Origin of the sequence: Faecalibacterium duncaniae (assembly GCF_010509575.1) — a bacterium.
GTDB classification, from domain to species: Bacteria; Bacillota; Clostridia; order Oscillospirales; family Ruminococcaceae; genus Faecalibacterium; species Faecalibacterium duncaniae.
In genome coordinates this window covers 1,457,389-1,477,190 of sequence record NZ_CP048437.1, presented here as the reverse complement: position 1 = coordinate 1,477,190, position 19,802 = coordinate 1,457,389, and the positions used below count along the sequence as shown (strand labels likewise).

General features: G+C 58.5%; 17 protein-coding genes. 3 read left to right on the top strand and 14 right to left on the bottom strand.

What is annotated here, in order from left to right; translation table 11 throughout:
• From yqeC to GXM22_RS07100, 4 genes are read right to left on the bottom strand one after another with little or no spacing between them, the layout of a single operon-like run.
• A complete protein-coding gene (gene yqeC, locus GXM22_RS07115) occupies positions 1-705 on the bottom strand; it encodes a selenium cofactor biosynthesis protein YqeC (protein ID WP_005932762.1) in 705 nt (234 codons plus the stop codon).
• Positions 705-2,993 carry a xanthine dehydrogenase family protein molybdopterin-binding subunit gene (locus GXM22_RS07110; protein ID WP_005932761.1) on the bottom strand — a complete coding sequence of 763 codons (2,289 nt, stop codon included), beginning with the start codon at positions 2,991-2,993 and terminating at the stop codon, positions 705-707. The genes yqeC and GXM22_RS07110 overlap by 1 nt, the downstream gene beginning before the upstream one ends.
• Positions 2,990-3,463 carry a (2Fe-2S)-binding protein gene (locus GXM22_RS07105; protein WP_005932760.1) on the bottom strand — a complete coding sequence of 158 codons (474 nt, stop codon included), beginning with the start codon at positions 3,461-3,463 and terminating at the stop codon, positions 2,990-2,992. Before GXM22_RS07105 ends, GXM22_RS07110 begins: the two co-directional genes overlap by 4 nt.
• Positions 3,464-3,469: 6 nt before the next feature.
• The gene (locus GXM22_RS07100; protein WP_099357193.1) at positions 3,470-4,255 is read right to left on the bottom strand and encodes an FAD binding domain-containing protein; all 786 of its coding nucleotides are present in this window, start codon (positions 4,253-4,255) and stop codon (positions 3,470-3,472) included.
• 109 nt (positions 4,256-4,364) lie between these two features.
• Here GXM22_RS07100 and GXM22_RS07095 point away from each other — a divergent pair, with 109 nt between their 5' ends.
• Positions 4,365-5,027 carry a nucleotidyltransferase family protein gene (locus GXM22_RS07095; RefSeq protein WP_035394055.1) on the top strand — a complete coding sequence of 221 codons (663 nt, stop codon included), beginning with the start codon at positions 4,365-4,367 and terminating at the stop codon, positions 5,025-5,027.
• 67 nt (positions 5,028-5,094) lie between these two features.
• Here GXM22_RS07095 and GXM22_RS07090 read toward each other — a convergent pair whose 3' ends face one another.
• The 9 genes from GXM22_RS07090 to coaD form a co-directional block, all read right to left on the bottom strand.
• Entirely contained in the window at positions 5,095-6,495 is a 1,401-nt protein-coding gene (locus tag GXM22_RS07090) for a uracil-xanthine permease family protein (protein ID WP_005932756.1), read from the bottom strand.
• Positions 6,496-6,656: 161 nt separating this feature from the next.
• A complete protein-coding gene (locus tag GXM22_RS07085) occupies positions 6,657-8,183 on the bottom strand; it encodes a DUF3794 and LysM peptidoglycan-binding domain-containing protein (protein WP_099357194.1) in 1,527 nt (508 codons plus the stop codon).
• 157 nt (positions 8,184-8,340) lie between these two features.
• Positions 8,341-9,435 (bottom strand): acryloyl-CoA reductase electron transfer subunit beta, encoded by a 1,095-nt coding sequence (gene acrA / locus GXM22_RS07080; RefSeq protein ID WP_005932752.1) that lies wholly within the window; start codon positions 9,433-9,435, stop codon positions 8,341-8,343.
• Between the two features lie 21 nt (positions 9,436-9,456).
• Positions 9,457-10,251, bottom strand: a complete 795-nt coding sequence (acrB, locus tag GXM22_RS07075; protein WP_005932750.1) for an acryloyl-CoA reductase electron transfer subunit gamma — start codon at positions 10,249-10,251, stop codon at positions 9,457-9,459.
• Positions 10,252-10,268: 17 nt separating this feature from the next.
• Complete coding sequence (locus GXM22_RS07070; RefSeq protein ID WP_005932748.1) at positions 10,269-11,438, bottom strand: acyl-CoA dehydrogenase; 1,170 nt, start codon at positions 11,436-11,438, stop codon at positions 10,269-10,271.
• 119 nt (positions 11,439-11,557) lie between these two features.
• Positions 11,558-12,430, bottom strand: a complete 873-nt coding sequence (locus tag GXM22_RS07065) for a 3-hydroxyacyl-CoA dehydrogenase family protein (RefSeq protein WP_005932746.1) — start codon at positions 12,428-12,430, stop codon at positions 11,558-11,560.
• 39 nt (positions 12,431-12,469) lie between these two features.
• Positions 12,470-13,255: an enoyl-CoA hydratase-related protein gene (locus GXM22_RS07060; protein WP_005932744.1), complete on the bottom strand. Its 786-nt coding sequence runs from the start codon at positions 13,253-13,255 to the stop codon at positions 12,470-12,472.
• A 116-nt stretch (positions 13,256-13,371) separates the two neighbouring features.
• Positions 13,372-14,586 carry an acetyl-CoA C-acetyltransferase gene (locus tag GXM22_RS07055; RefSeq protein WP_005932742.1) on the bottom strand — a complete coding sequence of 405 codons (1,215 nt, stop codon included), beginning with the start codon at positions 14,584-14,586 and terminating at the stop codon, positions 13,372-13,374.
• Positions 14,587-14,674: 88 nt separating this feature from the next.
• The gene (gene coaD / locus GXM22_RS07050) at positions 14,675-15,178 is read right to left on the bottom strand and encodes a pantetheine-phosphate adenylyltransferase (protein ID WP_005932740.1); all 504 of its coding nucleotides are present in this window, start codon (positions 15,176-15,178) and stop codon (positions 14,675-14,677) included.
• A 374-nt stretch (positions 15,179-15,552) separates the two neighbouring features.
• On the opposite strand from coaD, the gene GXM22_RS07045 reads away from it, so the two are divergent.
• Together GXM22_RS07045 and GXM22_RS07040 are read left to right on the top strand one after the other, a co-directional pair.
• The gene (locus GXM22_RS07045) at positions 15,553-16,899 is read left to right on the top strand and encodes a butyryl-CoA:acetate CoA-transferase (protein ID WP_005932736.1); all 1,347 of its coding nucleotides are present in this window, start codon (positions 15,553-15,555) and stop codon (positions 16,897-16,899) included.
• 51 nt (positions 16,900-16,950) lie between these two features.
• Positions 16,951-18,162, top strand: coding sequence for an AI-2E family transporter (locus GXM22_RS07040; protein ID WP_005932735.1), 1,212 nt, complete (start codon positions 16,951-16,953; stop codon positions 18,160-18,162).
• 209 nt (positions 18,163-18,371) lie between these two features.
• Here GXM22_RS07040 and GXM22_RS07035 read toward each other — a convergent pair whose 3' ends face one another.
• A complete protein-coding gene (locus GXM22_RS07035; RefSeq protein WP_035394052.1) occupies positions 18,372-19,796 on the bottom strand; it encodes a radical SAM/SPASM domain-containing protein in 1,425 nt (474 codons plus the stop codon).
• Positions 19,797-19,802: the final 6 nt, after the last annotated feature.

Here is a 19,802-nt window from a genome sequence, read left to right as displayed (position 1 = left end):
TCATGCACGCTCTCTTTCATCAAAATAAGCCAACACGCCCTGCACCTCATATTTTTCGTGCAAGAGCGCGAGGGTCTGTTCGCCTGCGACAATGCGGGCGGGGGCATCCGCCTGATTGAGCACCACAGAAAAACGGCGGTTCCCTACCAGTTTTCGTCCTCCCTTCTCGCTGGCCAGCAGCCTTGCCAGCAGCTCCGGGGTCAGAAGCGTTTCGGGGGCAGCGCCCAGCAGGGCGCAGGCCTGCTCCAGCCGGAAGCAGACCTCCCGCAGAGGTCTGCCCAGCGCGGACAACCCGGCCACGGCCAGCACGATATCGCTTTCCGGCAGCAGCACCGGTTCATGGGCCGCCGGAACTTTGCAGGGCATCCGTTTTGCACCGTCCGCTTCCAGAAGAACCATATCCGCCTGTGCCATCCAGCAGGTCAACTGCTCCGGCGGCAGGGCGGTCAGCTTGCCCTGCTCTGCCGGGACACCGGCCACGGCATATCGCCCTGCTGCCCAGAGGGACGCAAGAGCGGCTTCATCTGCGGCATAATTCTCCCCCGGCTGCCGGATGTGGGTGGTGGTGCTCACCAGCACCCGCCAGCCTTTGGCGGCACAATGCCGGGCAAAGGCATAGAGCAGGGTGGTTTTTCCGCCGCCGCCCACCAGCGAGACTACATGGCCCTTTTCTGCCAGAAACGGAAATTGTTTTTCCGAAAGCATCAGCGGTTTTCTTCCACCGCCATGGCGACCTGCTCCGGGGTGATGGGCAGCTCATAGAAGCGGGTGCCGATGGCATTGTAGATGGCATCCGCGATGGCGGGCAGCGGGGTGTTGATGACCACCTCACCGATGGATTTTGCACCAAACGGGCCGTTGGGCTCGTAGCTGCTCTCAAACTCCACCCGGATGTGGCCGATGTCCACACGGGCGGGGATCTTATACTGCATAAAGGAGTTCTCCATCGGCCAACCCTTGGCATCGTAGGTGATGTTCTCGGTCAGAGCCATGCCAATGCCCTGCAGGATGCCGCCCTCGGCCTGCACACGGGTCAGGTTGGGGTTGATGGGGGTGCCGCAGTCCACGCAGGCGGCATAATCCACCACCTTGACCTCGCCAGTCTCCTTATCCAGCTCAATTTCAGCTGCACCGACCATGTAGGGCGGGGGCGAAAGGGGCGAGGTGTGGGTCTCGGTGATCTCCAGCGGCACCATGTGGCCGAACTGGGAGGCGAAGGCCACCTCAGAGAGAGAGACCCTCTTCTCCGGGTCTGCGTTCAGGGAGACGAACTTGCCGTCAAAATCCACGGCATCTTCGGTCGTCTGGAGCAGCTCCGCGCCCAGCTTGCAGATCTGGCCGCGCAGCCGCAGGGCGCACTTCTCCACTGCCTTGCCGGTGACATAGGTGGTAGAGGAAGCGTAGGAGCCGGAATCATAGGGCGAGGTGTCGGTATCCGCGCCAAAGACGGTGATATTGTCCAGGTCACAGTCCAGCACCTCGGCGGCGATCTGAGCCAGCGTGGTGTCACAGCCGGTGCCCATATCGGCAGCGCCGATGATGAGGGAGTAGAAACCGTCATCGTTTACCTTGAGGGTTGCACTGCCCACATCCATGCCGGAAATGCCGGAGCCCTGCATGGCCATGCCCATACCCACGGCGCGCACCTTGCCATTGCCAAGGTCGCGCACAGGGTACTTGTTGTCCCAGTCGATCATCTCGTGGACTTTTTTCAGGCAGCGGTCCAGCGCGCAGCTGGTGTTCACAGCGCCGTAATAGGCGGGCATTACATCGCCCTCTTTGACGATGTTCATTTCACGGATCTTGAAGGGGTCCATGTGAAGTCTGGCGGCCAGCTCGTTGACGGCAGATTCCACTGCAAACAGGCCCTGGGTCGCACCATAGCCGCGGTACGCACCGGCAGACATGTGGTTGGTGTAGACCACGTCGCTGACAAAACGGAAGGCTTCGGCCTTGCCGTACAGCGGGATGGACTTGTGGCCGGAAAGGCCCACCGTTGTGGGGCCGTGCTCGCCGTAGGCACCGGTGTTGGACAGGGTGTAGAGGTCGATGCCCTTCACGATGCCGTCCTTGGTGGCACCCAGACGGACGTGCATCTCCATCTCGTGGCGGGGCGAAGATGCGGTCTGGCTCTCTTCGCGGGTGAAGATCAGCTTGCAGGGCTTCTTGGTCTTCCAGGTAACAAAGGCCGGATAGATGGCCGAGACCGCCGTCTGCTTGGCACCAAAGCCGCCGCCGATGCGGGGCTTGATGACGCGGATCATGGATTTGGGGATGTGCAGGGCGTTTGCCACATTGCGGCGGGTGTGGAACACGATCTGGGTCGAGCTGAGGATGTTCAGCCGTCCGTACAGGTCCATCCAGCAGCAGGTGCGGAAGGTCTCCATCATGGCCTGCTGACAAGCCTTGGTGTGGTAGACACGGTCGATGACAACATCGCACTTTGCCAGCACAGCATCGATGTCGCCGTCGCCGCACGCATCGTGGGCACAGAGGTTGCGCTTGTTGTCGGCACCCACGGGGCTCAGGCTCTCCCAGTTGTCCTCCGGGTGGACAAGGATGGGGTTGTCCTTCGCAGTGTGGAAATCCAGCACCGGCTCCAGCACCTGATACTCCACCTTGATGAGCTTCATGGCCTTCTCGACACACTTCTCATCCTTGCCCACCACAATGGCCACCACGTCCCCCACAAAGCGGACGTGGCGGTCAATGACCAGGCGGTCGTAGGGGCTGGCTTCGGGGTAGGTCTGGCCGGCCTGCGTGTAGCGGCGGGCGTTCTGATCCACATCCTCCCAGGTGAAGATGGCCTCGATGCCGGGCACCTTTTTGGCCACGGACGTGTCAATGCGCTCCACCATGGCGTTGGCATGGGGCGAGCGGTACAGCTTGACGATCAGGCAGTCTGCCGGGGCCAAATCATCCATGTAAACGGGCTTGCCGGTCACAAGCTGCATGGCATCCTTTTTGCGGAATGCTTTGTTGACGTTTTTCATTCGGCACCCTCCTGTTTTGCTTTTTTCCAGGCGAGGAAATTCTGGATGCCCCGCAGCTGGCCCTCGTAGCCGGAGCAGCGGCAGAGGTTGCCCGCGAGATATTCCTTGATCTCCTCCTCAGTGGGGTATTCCTTTTCCCGGAAGAGGGCGAGGGCGTTCATAATAAAGCCCGGGTTGCAGAAGCCGCACTGCTCTGCACCCTGATCGGCGATAAAAGCACCGAACTCAGCAGCCTCCTCCTGCAGGCCCTCCAGCGTGGTCACCCTGTGGCCGTCGGCACGGGCGGCCAGCACAGAGCAGGACAGCACCGGCACATCATCCAGAAAGACGGTGCACAGGCCGCAGTTGGAGGTCTCGCAGCCGCGCTTGACACTGTAACAGCCGTGTGCGCGGACAAAATCGATGAGCAGGGTGTCCGGTGCGGCCTCTGCCGTGACTTTGGTTCCGTTCAGAATAATATTCACCTGCATCTTGTCTCACCTGTTCCCTTCCAATTTCAGCACAGCGCGCTTAACCAGCACCCCGGCCAGATGATTGCGGTATTCCGCACTGCCGCGCATGTTGCTCTCCGTCCGGATGTTTGCCCGCACCTCAGCGGCAAAGCGGGCGGCGGTCAACTCCGGCGTTTCGGCGGCATTGGGCTGCAGGGTATACAGCACTGCCTTGCCAGGCCGGGCACCAATGGCAAGCCGGAAGCCCCCGGCCGTTTTCGCGGCGGCACAGGTCAGCACCGGAAAATCCGTCTGGCTGTTGCGCACCGACTGATAGCAGAACGCTGCCTGCTCTTTCGGCACGATGACCCGTACCAGGATATCCCTGTCGTACGGGCGCTGAGCATACTCCGAAAGCGGTACGATGCCGCCCTTGTAGAGCTCCACCGAAGCGTTCAGGGCCAGGAACATGGTCAGAACATCGGAAAAGCCAAAACGGCTGTAAATGCTGCCGCCCACGGTGGCAAGGTTGCGCAGCTGCACGCCCACAATGTGGCGCACAGATTCCCGCACAGCGCCCTCCGTGTAGGCATTGAGCCCCTCGTGGAGCTCGATCTGCCGCAGGGGCACCATGGCCCCGATGGAAAAGCCCTCGGCCGTTTCCTCAATTTTGTCCAGCCCAAGGCCCGACAGGTCGATGGCGGTGCCGACATTGATATTCTCCATCTTGAGCCAGATCATGCCGCCGATGACCCGATTGTTTCGCTTCTGGTTGAGCTGCCAGGCTTCCTCGAGGCTTTCGGCCCGTTTGTATTCCCGGATCGTCATCATACGCAGTACCTCTCTTTTTTCGATTGCTACTTTTATTTTATCACAAAATCCCTTATAATGCCACTGGAAAGACTGCCGCAGATCCGGCAGGTTCAGGAGGAAAGATTTTATGGCAGAGTTGTGCAGAAAAAACGCCCTCCCTTCGGTGGGATGCGTCATCATGGCATCGGGGCTGGCCCGGCGGTTCGGCTCCAACAAGCTGCTGGCCGATTTCGGGGGCCGCCCCCTGCTCTTCCGGGCGCTGGAGGTCACCGCCACCCCTGCCCTTGCCGCCCGGGTGGTCGTGACCCGCTCTGCCAAGGTAAAGGCCCTGTGTGATGCACAGGCCGTTCCCTGCCTGCTCCACAGCCTGCCGGGCCGGAACGACACTGTTCGGCTGGGGCTGGAGGCGCTGCTGGAGCAATGCCCCAATCTTGCAGGCTGCATCTTCCTGCCCGGAGATCAGCCCCTGCTGCAGCGGGAGACGCTGGAAGCCCTGATCACTGCTTTTGCCCAGACACAAAAAGAAACAGAGCGGGCGATCTTCCGGCTGGGAGCCCGGGCCGCAGATGGCCCGGACACTGTTGTCGGAAGTCCCGTTCTGTTTGGATGCGGATATTTTCCCGCTCTGCGCACCCTGCCCGAGGGCAAGGGCGGCAGTGTTGTGCTCAAGGCTCACCCTGAGCAGGTACAGATCGTTTACGCCCAGCGGCGGGAAGAACTGCTGGATGCAGATACGCCGGAAGTTCTGGAGGAGCTCTCCGCCATTGCAGCGCAATGGTGCGTCACCTGACAGGAGAGGCAAGGGCACTTCTTGGCTCCCCTGTCAGGGGAGCTGTCACCGAAGGTGACTGAGAGGTTTATACGGCCTTATCGTCCTTGGGCAGCAGCACGTTCAGCACAATGGCCACAAAGGCTGCGGGCACGATGCCGCTCTCGCCGCAGATCAGCTGGAAGAACTGGGGGGTGTGTGCCAGGATGCTGGCATTGGCACCCATGCCGTAGCCCACGCCCAGTGCAACGGAAACGATGGTCAGGGTGCGCGGGGTCATCTTTTCCTTGGTAATGAGCTGGATGCCGGACACCACGATGGAAGAGAACATCATCACGGCAGCACCGCCCAGAACGGCCTGCGGCATGATGGAGACCAGTGCGCCCAGCTTGGGGATCAGGCCGCAGAGGATCAGGAAGATGGCACCGGTAGCCAGTGCACCGCGGTTGACGACCTTGGTCATGGAGACCAGACCCACGTTCTGGCTGAAGGAGGTGTTGGGCAGAACGCCGAAGCAGGCGGCAAAGGAAGAGCCCAGGCCATCGCAGATGACACCGCCGGACAGCTCCTTATCGGTGGCCTCACGGCTCATGCCGCCCTCCATCACGCCGGAGATATCGCCCACGGTCTCCACAGCGGTGACGATGAACATGATCAGCACAGGCAGGATGGCGCGCATATCAAAAATGATCTTGACGGGAACCAGCTTGGGGATGGCAAACCAGTCGGCCTGTGCCACCTTGCTCCAGTTCAGCACCCATGCCTTGGTGAACTCCACACCCTCGGCAGTGACACCGGTGGTGGGCAGGACAAAGCCCATGATAAAGGCTGCCAGATAGCCCGCCACAATGCCGATGAGGATGGAGGAGGAGCTCAGAAAGCCCGTGGTCCAATGCTTGAAGAACAGGATCACCACCAGCACGAACACGGCCAGCAGCAGGTTTTCCGCGGAACCGAAGTCCTTGGCTGCGTTGCCGCCGCCGAAGGAGTTGACACCCACGGAGATCAGGGATAGACCGATGGACAGCACCACCGTGCCGGTGACCACCGAGGGGAAGAACTTGCGCAGGGGCTTGAGGAAGAAGCCCAGCACAGTCTCAAACAGGCCGCCCAGGATGGAAGCGCCCATGATGGCACCGTAGGCCAGCACGCCGCCGCCCATGGAAGCAGCCACACTGTTGAACACGCCCAGGAAGCCGGAGCTGGTTCCCATGATGATGGGGACCTGGCCGCCCACAGGGCCGATGGAGAACAGCTGCACCAGCGTGACCACACCGGCCACGAACATGGCGTTCTGCAGCAGGCTGACCTGCAGGTCAGCAAACTCACCGCCTGCAATGCCGCAGGCACTGGTGATGATAAGAAGCGGGGTCAGGTTGCCCACGAACATGGCAAATACATGCTGCAGGCCCAGCGGGATGGCCTGGCGAAGGGGCATCTTGGCATCAAACTGGTATGCACCCTTCTCCAACTCGATATTTTTGATCATAACTTCTCCTTTATCCAAAAGGCTTTTTTACACGACAAAAATTATTATAGCAGAGCCTTTCTCAAATTGGGAGAGGTCCGGGAGGTTTTTTGTTCATTTTTAGTTCATAAGTCATACTTTAACCTTAAATTGTTCTTCTGTGAAGCACAAAATCAGATAGATCAGCCCCCTGCTCCCGGCACCAGAAGCCTTTGAGGCGCGTCGATGGCAGTAATTCCCTCTGCAAGGTCGTTGGCAGCAAGCATCTGGGCCGGGGAGACATGGAATCGTCTGGCGATGGCAAACAGCTCCTCCCCCGCCTGTGCATAATAGATGCGCAGGCTGATCTCCGGGTCTGCCGGGGTCAGCGGCTCCCCCAGCGCGATGGAGCCCACACAGGTGTTTCCGCTCCGCTGTAGGATGGCCCCTTCTGCCTTGACGGAAAGGGTGACCTCCAGTGTGCCGTTTGCGCAGACACAGCGCAGATCCTCGGCACGGAGCCAGCACTCCGGGATCAGCTCCGCGTCCGAGGGCAGCTCCCGCTCCAGCGGCAGGGCAAGCTCCAACACCTTTTCGTAGCTTTCCAGCTCCGAAAGGCTGTTCTCCCCAAAGGAAGTCACAGTCACCCGGCTGGTCAGATCCCAGTTATTTTCCCTGTATGCCAGCAGGGCCGGGCCAAAGGAGGCAAAGCAGGCCAGAATTTTAGCTCCAGCGTCCGGCAGAGGGCCGGAGCCGGTCAGGGTCACGGTCTTATCCAGGGTGCAGGCCAGCGATTCCGTCTGTACCGTCTGCGGGGTCTGTTCTGTCTCGAATTTCGTGGAGAAGGCATCCGCCACGCACTGCAGCTGGTAGGGCCTCCATGCCCGCAGGCGCAGCATCAGGTTGGCAGTCAGGCGGCTGGGTTCCTCCCCTTCTCCCTCCGTGAGCGTAAAGCCCACCGGCTCGGCCACGCAGAGGCAGCGGCAGTCCTCGCTCAGGCCGTCCACATCCAGCACCTGATTGAAGTTCAGGTTCACGCTCTGGCCTTGCAGTGCCGGATCGCCCTCGGCACGCCAGGCACAGGAAACGACCAGCACGCCCTTGGCAACGGCTTTCCCGTTCAGGAGCTTGAGGTCTCCGACAGAGGCATTTCCGCTGAGATCCAAAACGGCGGCGGGCGGCGTGGGAAAGCGGATCTCGCCCTCGACCGTGACCAGCTTTTCCAGCACAGCGGCGCGCCGCACCCCGGAAAGGGTGACCAGTTTCTGCTCTACCCCGCCATCCGAAAGGGCCGTGATGACATCGGTTTTGACCTGCGTATGCACCGATACCACCAGCCCATACGCCCCCCGCACCTCGATGCGGCGTGGGTTGACGGTGCGGCAGTTCAGATATTCGGTCTGGCCTTCCACCTGTACGGCCCATGCCGTGAAGACGAACTCCGGCAGATCCAGCAGCTTGGTAAAGGGGAGCTTCTGCTCGGTCTGGCACAGACCCGCCCCGTCCTCGCCCTGATAATAGACCACACAGCGCAGATATCCCTCCAATTGCAGCTTGCCGGGCTGCAGCCGCTTTTGCAGCACCACCGGCCTGACAAAGCACTTGACCAGCTTGAACACCGGTGGCAGATAATCAGAGATCAGGATCTCTGTTTCCAGCGGCAGCTCTGCCTTGAGGGTACAGTTTGTCCCCGCCGCCGGCAGGGCATCCCGAAAGATCTTCAACTCCATGGTACGCGCTCCTTTCCTGTCCGCTCTTGGTGTCATTTTATTCCGGGAACAGGCAGGATAGAACGAAGCGATTTTCCGGGGATGCAAAAAGCCGCCGCACAGCGTTTCCACTGCGCGGCGGCCTTATCACAATCAGGGTTCAGGGAAAATCAGGTGCTTATTCAGCAGCCTTGGCAGCCTCGATCTGCTTGATCAGCTCGGGAACGACCTTGAACAGATCGCCCACGATGCCGTAGTCAGCAACACCGAAGATGGGTGCGCTCTCGTTCTTGTTGACAGCGATGATGCACTCGGAATCCTGCATACCAGCGGTGTGCTGGATGGCACCGGAAATGCCCAGAGCAACATAGATCTTGGGGTGGACCGTCTTACCGGTCTGACCGACCTGATGGTCAGCGGTCATCCAGCCTGCATCGGTAACGGCACGGGAAGCACCCACAACGCCGCCGCCCAGTGCAGCAGCCAGCTGCTCAGCCAGCTCGATGCCCTTGTTGACATCCTTGCTGATGCCGCGGCCAACGGAGACGATGACATCGGCACCGATCAGATCGACCAGCTTCTCAGCAGCCTTCTCGACGCTCAGGACCTCGGTCTTGATGTCGGCAGCGGACAGCTCGAAAGCGGGCTTCACGATCTGGCAGGCATCTGCCTTGGCCTGATCGAAGGGAGCCTTCTTCATAACGCCGGGGCGCACGGTGGACATCTGAGGACGGAAGCGGGGGCAGATGATGGTAGCCATCAGATGGCCGCCGAATGCGGGACGGGTCATCTTCAGGTTGCGGTCTTCCATATCGAACTTCTGCTTGGACAGGTCAATGGTGGAGCTCTCCTTCAGGAAGTCGATGTACTTTGCAGTGTCGATATCCAGATGGGTAGCATCAGCGGTCAGGCCGGTGTGCAGGCGGGCTGCGCAGCGGGGGCCCAGATCGCGGCCAATGTTGGTGGCACCGATCAGCAGGACCTCGGGCTTGTACTCGTTGACCATGTCGCAGACGACCTTGGCGTATGCGTCCGTGGTGTAATCCTTCAGCAGGGGGCTGTCGCAGACCATGACCTTATCAGCGCCATAGCCACCCAGCTCCTTGGCAATGCCGTCCACGTTATCGCCCAGCAGCAGGCCGGTGACTTCGCAGTTCAGCTCATCGGCCAGCTTGCGGGCCTCGCTGACCAGCTCGAAATCGGTGGGCATCAGTTTGCCCTGGCGCTGCTCACAAAAGACCCAAACGCCCTTGTACTCGTTAAAATCAGCCATTGTAATCCTATGCTCCTTTCATCAGATCAGGTGCTTCTTGGCCAGGATACCTGCCAGCTGTGCGGCGGTGTCGTCGCCAGTCAGCATGGTGCCTGCGCCCTTCTGCGGAGGAGTGAAGGACTTAAAGACGTTCGTCGGAGAACCCTTCAGACCGATGGTATCGACCTCGATCAGCGGATCATCCTTCAGAGCGTTGTAATCGAACACTTCCATGGGCTTGTCGTAGCAGGTAAAGATGCCATTGACGCTCATGTAACGGGGCTGGTTCAGCTCCTTGATGCAGGTCAGCAGGCAGGGAGTCTGCACCTTGACCATCATGTAGCCGTCTTCCAGCATACGCTTCACGGTCAGGGTGTTGCCATCCTTCTGGATGTCAGCCACATAGGTGACCTGGGGCAGATGCAGCTTTTCAGCGATCTGGGGGCCGACCTGTGCGGTATCGCCATCGATTGCCTGACGGCCGCAGAACACAACGTCCTCGGGGCCAACGCCGATCTTATTGACAGCAGCAGCCAGGATCTGGCTGGTTGCAAAGGTATCGGAACCGCCGAACTCACGACCGGAGACCAGAACAGCCTTGTCCGCGCCGCGGGCCAGCAGCTCACGCAGCATTCCCTCGGCCGGAGGAGGACCCATGGTGATGACAACGACTTCGCAGCCGGTAGCGTCCTTGAGCTTCAGAGCTGCCTCCAGAGCGTTCAGGTCATCGGGGTTGGTGATGGTGGCCATAGAGGCACGATCCAGAGTACCGTCTGCCTTGACGGCGACTTTGCCGGAGGTATCAGGAACCTGCTTTACACAAACAATTGCTTTCATTGTAAATCTTACCTCCCTTACTTCAGCAGAGCGCCGGAAATGACCATCATCTGCACTTCGCTGGTGCCCTCGTAGATCTCAGTGATCTTGGCATCACGCATCATGCGCTCGATGGGGTAGTCACGAGTGTAGCCGTAACCGCCGAACAGCTGCAGGCAACGGCGGGTCACATCGCTTGCGGTGCGGGCTGCGATCAGCTTAGCCTGAGCAGCCTCCACGCTGTAACGGACCTTTGCGCCATCCATGGCCTGCTGCTTCTTCAGAGCGGCAGCGTAGACCAGATACTTGGCAGCCTCAACGCGGGCCTTCATCTCAGCCAGCTCGAACTGGGTGTTCTGGAATGCGGAGATGCTGCGGCCAAACTGCTTGCGCTCCTTGACGTAGGCAACGGTCTCCTCCAGAGCGCCCTCGGCAATGCCCAGAGCCTGAGAAGCGATGCCGATACGGCCGCCGTCCAGGGTAGCCATGGCCAGCTGGAAGCCCTTGCCGCGCACGCCCAGCATACGATCCTTCGGGATACGGCAATCCTCGAAGATCAGCTCGCAGGTGGAAGAACCACGGATACCCATCTTATCCTCAGCCTTGCCGACGGAGAAGCCCGGATCGGTGCGCTCAACGATGAAGGCAGAGCACAGCTTGGTGGGACGGCCCTTCTTATCCAGAACGCGGTCGGTGACAGCGATGACGATAAAGACATCAGCAAAACCGGCGTTGGTGATGAAGATCTTGGAGCCATTCAGAACCCAGCAGTCATCCTCTTCCTTGGCAATAGTCTGCTGACCCTGTGCATCGGTACCAGCGCCCGGCTCGGTCAGGCCGAAAGCGCCCAGCCACTCGCCGCTGCACAGCTTGGGCAGGTACTTTGCCTTCTGCTCGGGGGTGCCGTTCTCATAAATAGGAGCAGCACACAGGCTGGTGTGAGCGGAGACGATGACACCGGTGGTGCCACAGACCTTGCTCAGCTCCTCCACTGCCATGACGTAGGACAGCACATCGCCGCCTGCACCGCCGACAGAGGTGGGGAAGTAAATGCCCATCATGCCCAGCTTGCCCATCTTCTCGACGGTCTCTTTGGGGAAGTACTCTTCTGCATCAACCTTCTTAGCCAGGGGCTTGACTTCGTTTTCAGCAAACTCGCGGTACATCTTCTGCACCATCTGCTGCTGCTTGGACAGAGTAAAATCCATCGCTATATCCTCCTAACGGGTGTTTTTTATCTCCCGGGGCCGGGGTTCTCCCCTTCCCGGTTGCAAACAAATTCCTCCCGACCGCTTTCCCCACGGCCGGGAGAAATGTTTATCAGAAATTACAGCTGGTCAACAGGGGTCTTGGTGCGGTCTGCGTTGTAAACGTAGAAGCCCTTGCCGGTCTTGCAACCCAGGTTGCCGCCGCGGACCATCTTGCGGATCAGCGGGCAGGCGCGATACTTGCTGTCGCCGGTCTCATGGTACAGGACATCCATGATGGCCAGGCAGATATCCAGGCCGATGAAGTCGCCCAGCTCCAGGGGTCCCATGGGGTGGTTGGCACCCAGCTTCATAGCGGTGTCGATGCCTGCGATATCGGAAACGCCCTCCATCTTGATGAAGGCAGCCTCATTGATCATGGGGATCAGGATGCGGTTGACCACAAAGCCTGCAGCCTCGTTGACCTGAACAGGGTTCTTGCCGATGGCAACGGAGATCTCCTTGATCTTCTCAACAGTCTCTGCGGGGGTGTTGCAGCCGGCGATGACCTCGATCAGCTTCATGCGGTCAGCGGGGTTGAAGAAGTGCATACCGACCAGAGGACGGCTCAGGCCCTTGCCGATCTCGGTGATGGACAGAGAGGAGGTGTTGGAAGCGAAGATGCACTCGGGCTTGCAGATCTTATCCAGCTCGCCGAAAGTGGTCTGCTTGACCTTCATATCCTCAAAAGCAGCCTCAACGATCAGGTCGCAGTCTGCGCACAGATTTTCCTTCAGGCCCGGAGTGATGGCTGCAACGATCGCGTCAGCCTTTTCCTGGGGAATCTTGCCCTTAGCAACCAGCTTCTCGTAGCCCTTCTTGATCTTTGCCAGGCCGTTCTCAGCCCACTCCTGCTTGATGTCGCACAGAGCAACGGTGTTGCCCTCAACCTGTGCAAATGCCTTTGCGATGCCCTGGCCCATAGTACCAGCGCCGATAACACCGATCTTCATAGGAAATCTCTCCTTTAATATCAAAAATTATGTAATGGATTAGTTGTTGGTGAACACTGCCTTGGGCTTCGGTTTCTCACGGCTCAGGAAGCAGGCCATGCCCTCCTGCTGATCGTGGGTCTCGAAGCAAGCGCCGAACAGCTTCTCCTCAACTTCCACAGCCTTCTCAATGGGCAGGCTGATGCCATTGTTGATGGCCTTCTTGCAGTTGCGCACTGCAATGGGAGCGTTCTTGGCGATCTTGCCGGCCAGCTTCAGCACGTTCTCCATCAGTTCAGCCTGCGGATACACGGCGTTGACCAGACCAATGCGGTAAGCCTCGTCTGCCTTGATGTTCAGGGCAGAGTAGACCAGCTGCTTTGCCATGCCCATGCCGACCAGACGTGCCAGACGCTGGGTGCCGCCGAAGCCCGGGGTGATGCCCAGACCAACTTCGGGCTGACCAAACACGGCGTTGTCAGAGCAGATGCGGATGTCGCAACTCATGGCCAGCTCATTGCCGCCGCCCAGTGCAAAGCCGTTGACGGCTGCAATGACGGGGATGGGGAAGCTCTCGATCATCAGGAACACGTCATTGCCCAGCTTGCCGAAGGCCTCGCCCTCTGCCTTGGTCATGGTGCTCATGGAGCCGATATCAGCGCCTGCAACGAAGCTCTTGTCGCCTTCGCCGGTCAGGACGATGCAACGGATGGTCTCCTGATCGACAGCCTCAAAAGCTGCCTTCAGGTCTGCCAGAACCTCGGGGTTCAGGGCATTCAGTGCCTTGGGACGGTCGATGGTGATGATCTCGACAGCGCCCTGCACCTCGGTTTTTACAAAAGCCATTGTGAAAACCTCCAATTCAGATTCTCAGTGTTTCAAAACAGCTCCCGCGCCCCGGCAGAGTCTCCGGTCTGAGCCGGGGCGCGGGCTGTCGTTCAATTCAATTCCAAAGGGGGAGCTTACATCTCAACGATGGTAGCGCAGCCCATGCCGCCGCCGATGCACAGGGTAGCCAGGCCCTTGTGAGCACCACGGTGCTTCATAGCGTACAGCAGAGTGACCAGGATACGAGCGCCGGAAGCGCCGACCGGGTGGCCCAGAGCGATGGCGCCGCCGTTGACGTTCACCTTGCTCATATCGAAGTTCAGAGCCTGGCTGACAGCCACAGACTGCGCAGCAAATGCCTCGTTTGCCTCGATCAGGTCCATATCGGCAACGGTCAGGCCGGTCTTAGCCATGACCTTCTTGGTGGCAGCGATGGGGCCCAGACCCATGACCTCAGGCTCAACACCAGCCAGAGCGCCAGCGACCCAGGTTGCCAGAGGCTCAACGCCCAGCTCCTTGGCCTTTTCTTCGCTCATAATGACCAGAGCAGCAGCGCCGTCGTTGATGGCGGAAGAGTTGCCTGCGGTCACGATGCCGTCCTTGGTGAAAGCGGGCTTCAGGGTTGCCAGCTTCTCAACCGGGGTCAGACGGGGGCCTTCATCGGTATCGAACACGGTGTCGCCCTTCTTGCCCTTGATGACAACAGGAACGATCTCGTCCTTGAAAGCGCCGTCCTTGATGGCCTTGTCGGCCTTGACCTGGCTGTTGTAGGAGAACTCATCCAGCATCTCGCGGGTGATGGGGCTGTAGCCGTACTTCTTCTGGAAGGTCTCGTTGGTGCAGACGTTCTCAGCGGTCATGCCCATATGCTTGTTGAAGCCGGTGGCATCCCACAGAGCATCGTTGACCATGGTATCGACCAGCTCGCTCTTGCCCATGGGAGCGCCCATGCGGTAGCCGTAACGGCCCTTCATCATTGCAAAGGGAGCCATGTCCATGTTCTCCATGCCGCCTGCGACCACGATATCAGCATCGCCTGCCTCGATCATCTGAGCAGCCATGTTCACGCAGTTCAGACCGGAACCGCAGACCACGTTGACGGTGACAGCGGGGGTCTCGATGGGCAGGCCAGCCTTCAGGGAAGCCTGACGGGCAACGTTCTGGCCCAGACCAGCCTGGATCACACAGCCCATGTAAACATGATCGACCTGCTCAGGCTTGACGTTTGCGCGGTTCAGAGCCTCCTTGATGACGATGGAGCCCAGCTCAGCAGCGGGGACGTTGGCAAGGGTGCCACCGAACTTACCAATGGCGGTACGGCATGCAGATGCGATAACGATCTTTTTCATGTGAATAGCCTCCTGATTGTGTATGTTGTGATTTAAGAAAGACTGTTTTATCAAAACGCCGAAGCGTTTCTTGCATAAGGAATGGGGGTCAGACGTTCTCTCCCCTGCTGCGCAGCTCGGCCATCTTCTGCTCCACGGCGGCTTCCACATTCGGAGTAACGAACTTGGAGATGCTGCTGCCGTAGCGGGCGGCTTCCTTTACAATGGTAGAGGAAAGATAGCTCCACTTGATGCTGGTTGCAAGGAACATGGTCTCGATGCCGGGCATCAGCGCATGATTGGTCTGCGCCAGCTGGATCTCGTTTTCAAAATCCGTTACCGCCCGCAGGCCCCGCACCATGACCGAAGCGTGGCGCTTCTTGGCGAACTCCACGGTCAGGCCGTCGAAGCTCTCCACCGTGACATTGGGGATACCCTTGCAGCATTCCTGCAGCAGGGCCACCCGCTCCTCCACGGTGAACAACGGGTGCTTTGCACTGTTGATGAGCACGGCCACGATCAGGTGATCATTGATCTTTGCCGCGCGCTTGATGATATCGAGATGACCTCGTGTGACCGGATCGAACGACCCGGGGTAAACTGCAGTTGCCATCGGTTTTGTCCTCCTTGCGCGCCTTTGAAAAGCGCATTGGTTCTGACATGATAGCACTTTCCAGTTTGCTGTGCAAGATGTTCTTTTCTTCTGCTACGGTATATCGTTAATTTTTAAACAATCCCACCCGCAGTGCCACGCTGCATCCTGCTACGCTATAAGTAAAGCACATCGTCAAAATTTTATCAAGTATTTTTTGTATAAAAATTATTTTTTGTGCACCAAAGAATCTCTACAAAAAGCTAAGATTTTTAGTTATATTGCATCCAGCCCTGTTTTTTGCTAGGAAAGTATTGATTCTCCCGTTTGTTAATGATATAACTAAGTTGGAATTTACAATTCCTTTATGTTATTGTAAGAGAGGATGGTTTATAATGGATTTTACGGAATTGTATGCGCAGAAGAAAATGACAGCTGACCAGGCTGCCGCGTTGGTCAAAAGCGGCGACTGGGTGGATTACGGCTGGGCTGTGAACACCCCCGTTGCAGTGGACGCTGCCATTGCAAAGCGTCTGCCCGAGCTGGAGGATGTCAACTTCCGCGGCGGCATCCTGATGTGGGTGCCCGCCATCTTCCAGATCGAGGATCCCGCTGCCCACATGACCTGGAACAGCTGGCACATGGGCGGCATTGAGCGCAAGGCCATTGCCCAGGGCTTCTCCTTCTACTCCCCCATCCGCTACTCTGAACTGCCCCGCTACTATCGCGACAGCTCTGACCCCGTGGATGTGGCGGTGTTCCAGGTGACCCCCATGGACGAGCACGGCTATTTTAACTTTGGCCCCTGTGCTTCCCACCTGGGTGCCGTCTGCGATAAGGCCAAAAAGATCATCGTTGAGGTCAATCGGAACATGCCCAAATGCCTGGGCGGCACCGAGAACTGGGTGCACATCTCCCAGGTTGCCGGTGTTGTGGAGGGCAGCAACCCGCCCATCGGCCAGATGGCCGCTGCCGGTGCCGCCACCGAGGTCGATCTGAAGGTGGCAAACCTCATCGTCCCGCAGATCCCCGACGGTGCCTGCCTGCAGCTGGGCATCGGCGGTATGCCCAACGCCATCGGCAACCTGATCGCGCAGAGCGACCTGAAGGATCTGGGCGTGCACACCGAGATGTATGTGGATGCCTTTGTGGATATTGCAAAGGCAGGCAAGATCACCGGCCGCCACAAGAATCTGGACAAGGGCCGTCAGGTCTATGCCTTTGGTGCCGGCACCCAGAAGATGTATGATTACCTGAACGACAACCCGGAGTGCATGGCCGCTCCCGTGGAGTACACCAACGACATCCGCAGCATCTCCGCCATCGACAACTTCATCTCCATCAACAATGCGGTGGACATTGACCTGTTCGGTCAGGTGAACGCGGAGAGCGCAGGCATCAAGCACATTTCCGGTGCAGGTGGTCAGCTGGACTTTGTTCTGGGCGCATACCTTTCCAACGGCGGCAAGAGCTTCATCTGCCTGTCCTCTACCTTTATGAATAAAAAGACCGGCAAGCTGGAGAGCCGCATCCGTCCCACCCTGGAAAACGGCAGCATCGTCACCGACACCCGCGCAAACGTGCACTACCTGTGCACCGAGTACGGCTGTGTGAACCTGAAGGGACTGACCAGCTGGGAAAAGGCAGAAGCACTGATCAGCGTGGCACACCCCGATTTCCGGGACGAGCTGATCGCCGAAGCCGAAAAACTGCACATCTGGCGCAGGAGCAACAAGCGCTGACATTGCCGCAGGGAATCCTGCTGTCTGCGGCAGGAATGGAGTTTCTATGACATGATGGACAAAAAACCGCATATCAAACCCTATCTCTACGGAATGTTCGCAGGCTTTGGCGCGATCAGCCTGAGCATCCTCTTCTTTTTCCTGATCTACCGCTTTCAGGGCTTCGGCAACGCCGTTTCAACCCTGACCGGCATCCTGATGCCCTTTATCTACGGCAGTGTCATTGCCTATCTGCTCAAGCCGGTGTGCAACTGGATTGAAGCATTTCTCCACAAGCTGTTCCCGGAAAGGATGCACCGCTTTGCCAACATGCTGGCCGTTGCTCTGACCATCCTGTTCGGTCTGCTGCTGATCTACGCTCTGATCATGATGATCGTGCCGCAGCTCATCAACAGTGTGACCGCCCTGTACTTCACGGCACGGGACAACATCGGCGACTTTGTGGAGTGGATCTCCAAGCAGGAGTTCATTGCCAACAACAAAAAGCTGCTGGACTTCATCGAGAGCTCTTACGACAGCCTGGATGCCAACCTGGATGCCTGGATCAAGAACACCCTGCTCCCCTCCATGCAGAACATCCTCAGCGGTGCCGCTGTGGGTGTGGTGAACGTGGTGACCTGGATCAAGAATTTCGTTATCGGCCTCATCGTTTCGGTGTATCTGCTGGCCAGCCGGAAGAAATTCGGGCAGCAGGGCAAGCTCATCCTTTATAGTTTGGTCAAGCCCCGCTGGGCCGACCTTATCATGGAGGAAGTCCGTTACGCTGACCGGATGTTCGGCGGCTTCATCAACGGCAAGATCCTGGATTCTGCCATCATCGGCGTGCTGTGCTATATTGCCTGCCTGATCTTCAAGTTCCCCAGCGCCCTGCTGGTGTCGGTCATCATCGGCGTGACCAATGTTATCCCCTTCTTCGGCCCCTTCATCGGTGCCATCCCCGCCACCCTGCTCATCCTGATCCAGAACCCCATCAAAGCGCTCTGGTTCGTGCTGTTCGTTCTGGTGCTGCAGCAGGTGGACGGCAACATCATCGGACCCAAGATCCTGGGCAACACCACCGGCCTTTCCAGCTTCTGGGTGCTGTTCGCCATCCTGCTGTTTGGCGGCCTGTGGGGCTTTGTGGGCATGATCATCGGCGTGCCGCTCTTCGCGGTCATCTATGATGTCATCAAAAAGCTGGTGTTCCACGGCCTGAATCGCAACGACGAATCCGGCATGGTAAACCTCTATCACGATGCCTTCGGTGACCCCGACGACGAGTGATCCCAAACACAATAGAATCGCAAAACCGGCTCTGTCTCCTGCATGGGAGGCGGGGCCGGTTTTTGTATTCCTACCGCATGATTTTCTCAGAGCAGCCGAGAAACGCAAAGCTCCCCCTTCCCGGCGCTGTCTCGGCGCTTGTGGAAGGGGGAGCTTCGGCTTTCAGGGCAGATATACCAAAAAGGGGATTTCAGGGGGAGTGCCTGCAATTACTGCTGATTGGGCTTCCAATCCTTATAGTTCTCGTAACGGCTCTCGCGGATCTTGGTATGGGACCAGATCTCGTCGGCGGTCGGCTGCCAGTTGGCGGCGTAGCTCTTGCACTTGTCGCACAGATGATCCACGCTTTCCGGGCTCTGGAGGTCGGTGCTGTGGGCGCCGGTCTCGTGCACCATCTTTTCCAGCAGTTCGGGGTTTTCCAGCATGGGGCAGGGGCGCAGATGGTTTTTGTTGAAGGGCTGGCCGTTGTGGTAGGCCATGAACAGCGGACTCTGCAGGATCTCCAGGATGCTGCTGTCATGGATGTTGGCATTGGAGTAGTGGATGAACACGCAGGGTTCCGCATCACCGGCGGAGTTGATGTGGAAGTAATTGCGGCCGCCGGCAATGCAGCCGCCCACGAACTCGCCGTCGTTCTGGAAGTCCATGGGGTAGAACGGGATATCGCAGGCTTCACTGCGCAGATAGCGGATGCGCTGGATCATGTACTTGCGCTGTTCGGGAGAGGGCATCAGTTCAGGCGCTGCCTCGTTGCCCACGGGCATGTAGTGGAAGTAGAAGCCGAAGTGTGCGCCCTTATCGCAGAGGAAACGCATAAACTCATCGCTGGTAACGGCTTCGATGTTGTCGCGGGTGTAGCAGATGGAGGTGCCGAACAGGATGCCGTGCTCCTTGAGCAGATCCATCGCGCGCATAACGGCAGCATAGTGGCCCTCACCACGGCGGGCATCGTTGGTCTCCGGGGTGCCCTCAATGGACAGCATAAAGGCAATATTGCCCAGACGAACCACTTCCTTGCAGAAAGGTTCATCGATCAGGGTGGAGTTGGTATAGATGGCAAACTGCACATCGTTGTGCTTCTCGGCCAGCTTGAGGATATCAGCCTTGCGCACCAGCGGCTCACCGCCGGTGAGCATGTACAGATAAACGCCCAGCTCCTTGCCCTCGGTGACGATCTTATCCATATCGTCAAAGCTCAGGTTGTTCTTGTGGCCGTACTCACCGGCCCAGCAGCCCACGCAGTGCATATTGCAGGCAGAGGTGGGGTCAAACAGGATCAGCCAGGGAATGTTGCACTGATATTTGACACGATTCTCGCGGATGGTCTTGGTGCCGCGGAAGAAGGCCTCATAGCCCAGGTTCAGGGCCGTGGTGCGGGCCACGTTGGGGTCCAGCTGGTTCAGCATACAGTTGATGAGCTTCGACCACTTGCTGTTGGGGTCGGTCAGGGTCTGCTTGGCGTGTGCGTAAGTATCCTCGCTGAAGGAATCGCCGTAGAACTGCTTTGAAAGATCTACGATCTGTCCAACCGTCTTGGCGGGGTCCTTCTCAGCGTGAGAAAGCACGAGATCCACAGTCTTGCCCAGTGCAGCACGCTGCATTTTGTGCGTCAGAGAATCAAATGCGGTATTCATTTTTAT

Excerpts from the sequence above, each read along its gene's own strand:
- yqeC (WP_005932762.1), bottom strand. The coding sequence starts at position 705 with ATGCTTTCGGAAAAACAATTTCCGTTTCTGGCAGAAAAGGGCCATGTA.
- GXM22_RS07110 (WP_005932761.1), bottom strand. The coding sequence starts at position 2,993 with ATGAAAAACGTCAACAAAGCATTCCGCAAAAAGGATGCCATGCAGCTT.
- GXM22_RS07105 (WP_005932760.1), bottom strand. The coding sequence starts at position 3,463 with ATGCAGGTGAATATTATTCTGAACGGAACCAAAGTCACGGCAGAGGCC.
- GXM22_RS07100 (WP_099357193.1), bottom strand. The coding sequence starts at position 4,255 with ATGATGACGATCCGGGAATACAAACGGGCCGAAAGCCTCGAGGAAGCC.
- GXM22_RS07095 (WP_035394055.1), top strand. The coding sequence starts at position 4,365 with ATGGCAGAGTTGTGCAGAAAAAACGCCCTCCCTTCGGTGGGATGCGTC.
- GXM22_RS07090 (WP_005932756.1), bottom strand. The coding sequence starts at position 6,495 with ATGATCAAAAATATCGAGTTGGAGAAGGGTGCATACCAGTTTGATGCC.
- GXM22_RS07085 (WP_099357194.1), bottom strand. The coding sequence starts at position 8,183 with ATGGAGTTGAAGATCTTTCGGGATGCCCTGCCGGCGGCGGGGACAAAC.
- acrA (WP_005932752.1), bottom strand. The coding sequence starts at position 9,435 with ATGGCTGATTTTAACGAGTACAAGGGCGTTTGGGTCTTTTGTGAGCAG.
- acrB (WP_005932750.1), bottom strand. The coding sequence starts at position 10,251 with ATGAAAGCAATTGTTTGTGTAAAGCAGGTTCCTGATACCTCCGGCAAA.
- GXM22_RS07070 (WP_005932748.1), bottom strand. The coding sequence starts at position 11,438 with ATGGATTTTACTCTGTCCAAGCAGCAGCAGATGGTGCAGAAGATGTAC.
- GXM22_RS07065 (WP_005932746.1), bottom strand. The coding sequence starts at position 12,430 with ATGAAGATCGGTGTTATCGGCGCTGGTACTATGGGCCAGGGCATCGCA.
- GXM22_RS07060 (WP_005932744.1), bottom strand. The coding sequence starts at position 13,255 with ATGGCTTTTGTAAAAACCGAGGTGCAGGGCGCTGTCGAGATCATCACC.
- GXM22_RS07055 (WP_005932742.1), bottom strand. The coding sequence starts at position 14,586 with ATGAAAAAGATCGTTATCGCATCTGCATGCCGTACCGCCATTGGTAAG.
- coaD (WP_005932740.1), bottom strand. The coding sequence starts at position 15,178 with ATGGCAACTGCAGTTTACCCCGGGTCGTTCGATCCGGTCACACGAGGT.
- GXM22_RS07045 (WP_005932736.1), top strand. The coding sequence starts at position 15,553 with ATGGATTTTACGGAATTGTATGCGCAGAAGAAAATGACAGCTGACCAG.
- GXM22_RS07040 (WP_005932735.1), top strand. The coding sequence starts at position 16,951 with ATGATGGACAAAAAACCGCATATCAAACCCTATCTCTACGGAATGTTC.
- GXM22_RS07035 (WP_035394052.1), bottom strand. The coding sequence starts at position 19,796 with ATGAATACCGCATTTGATTCTCTGACGCACAAAATGCAGCGTGCTGCA.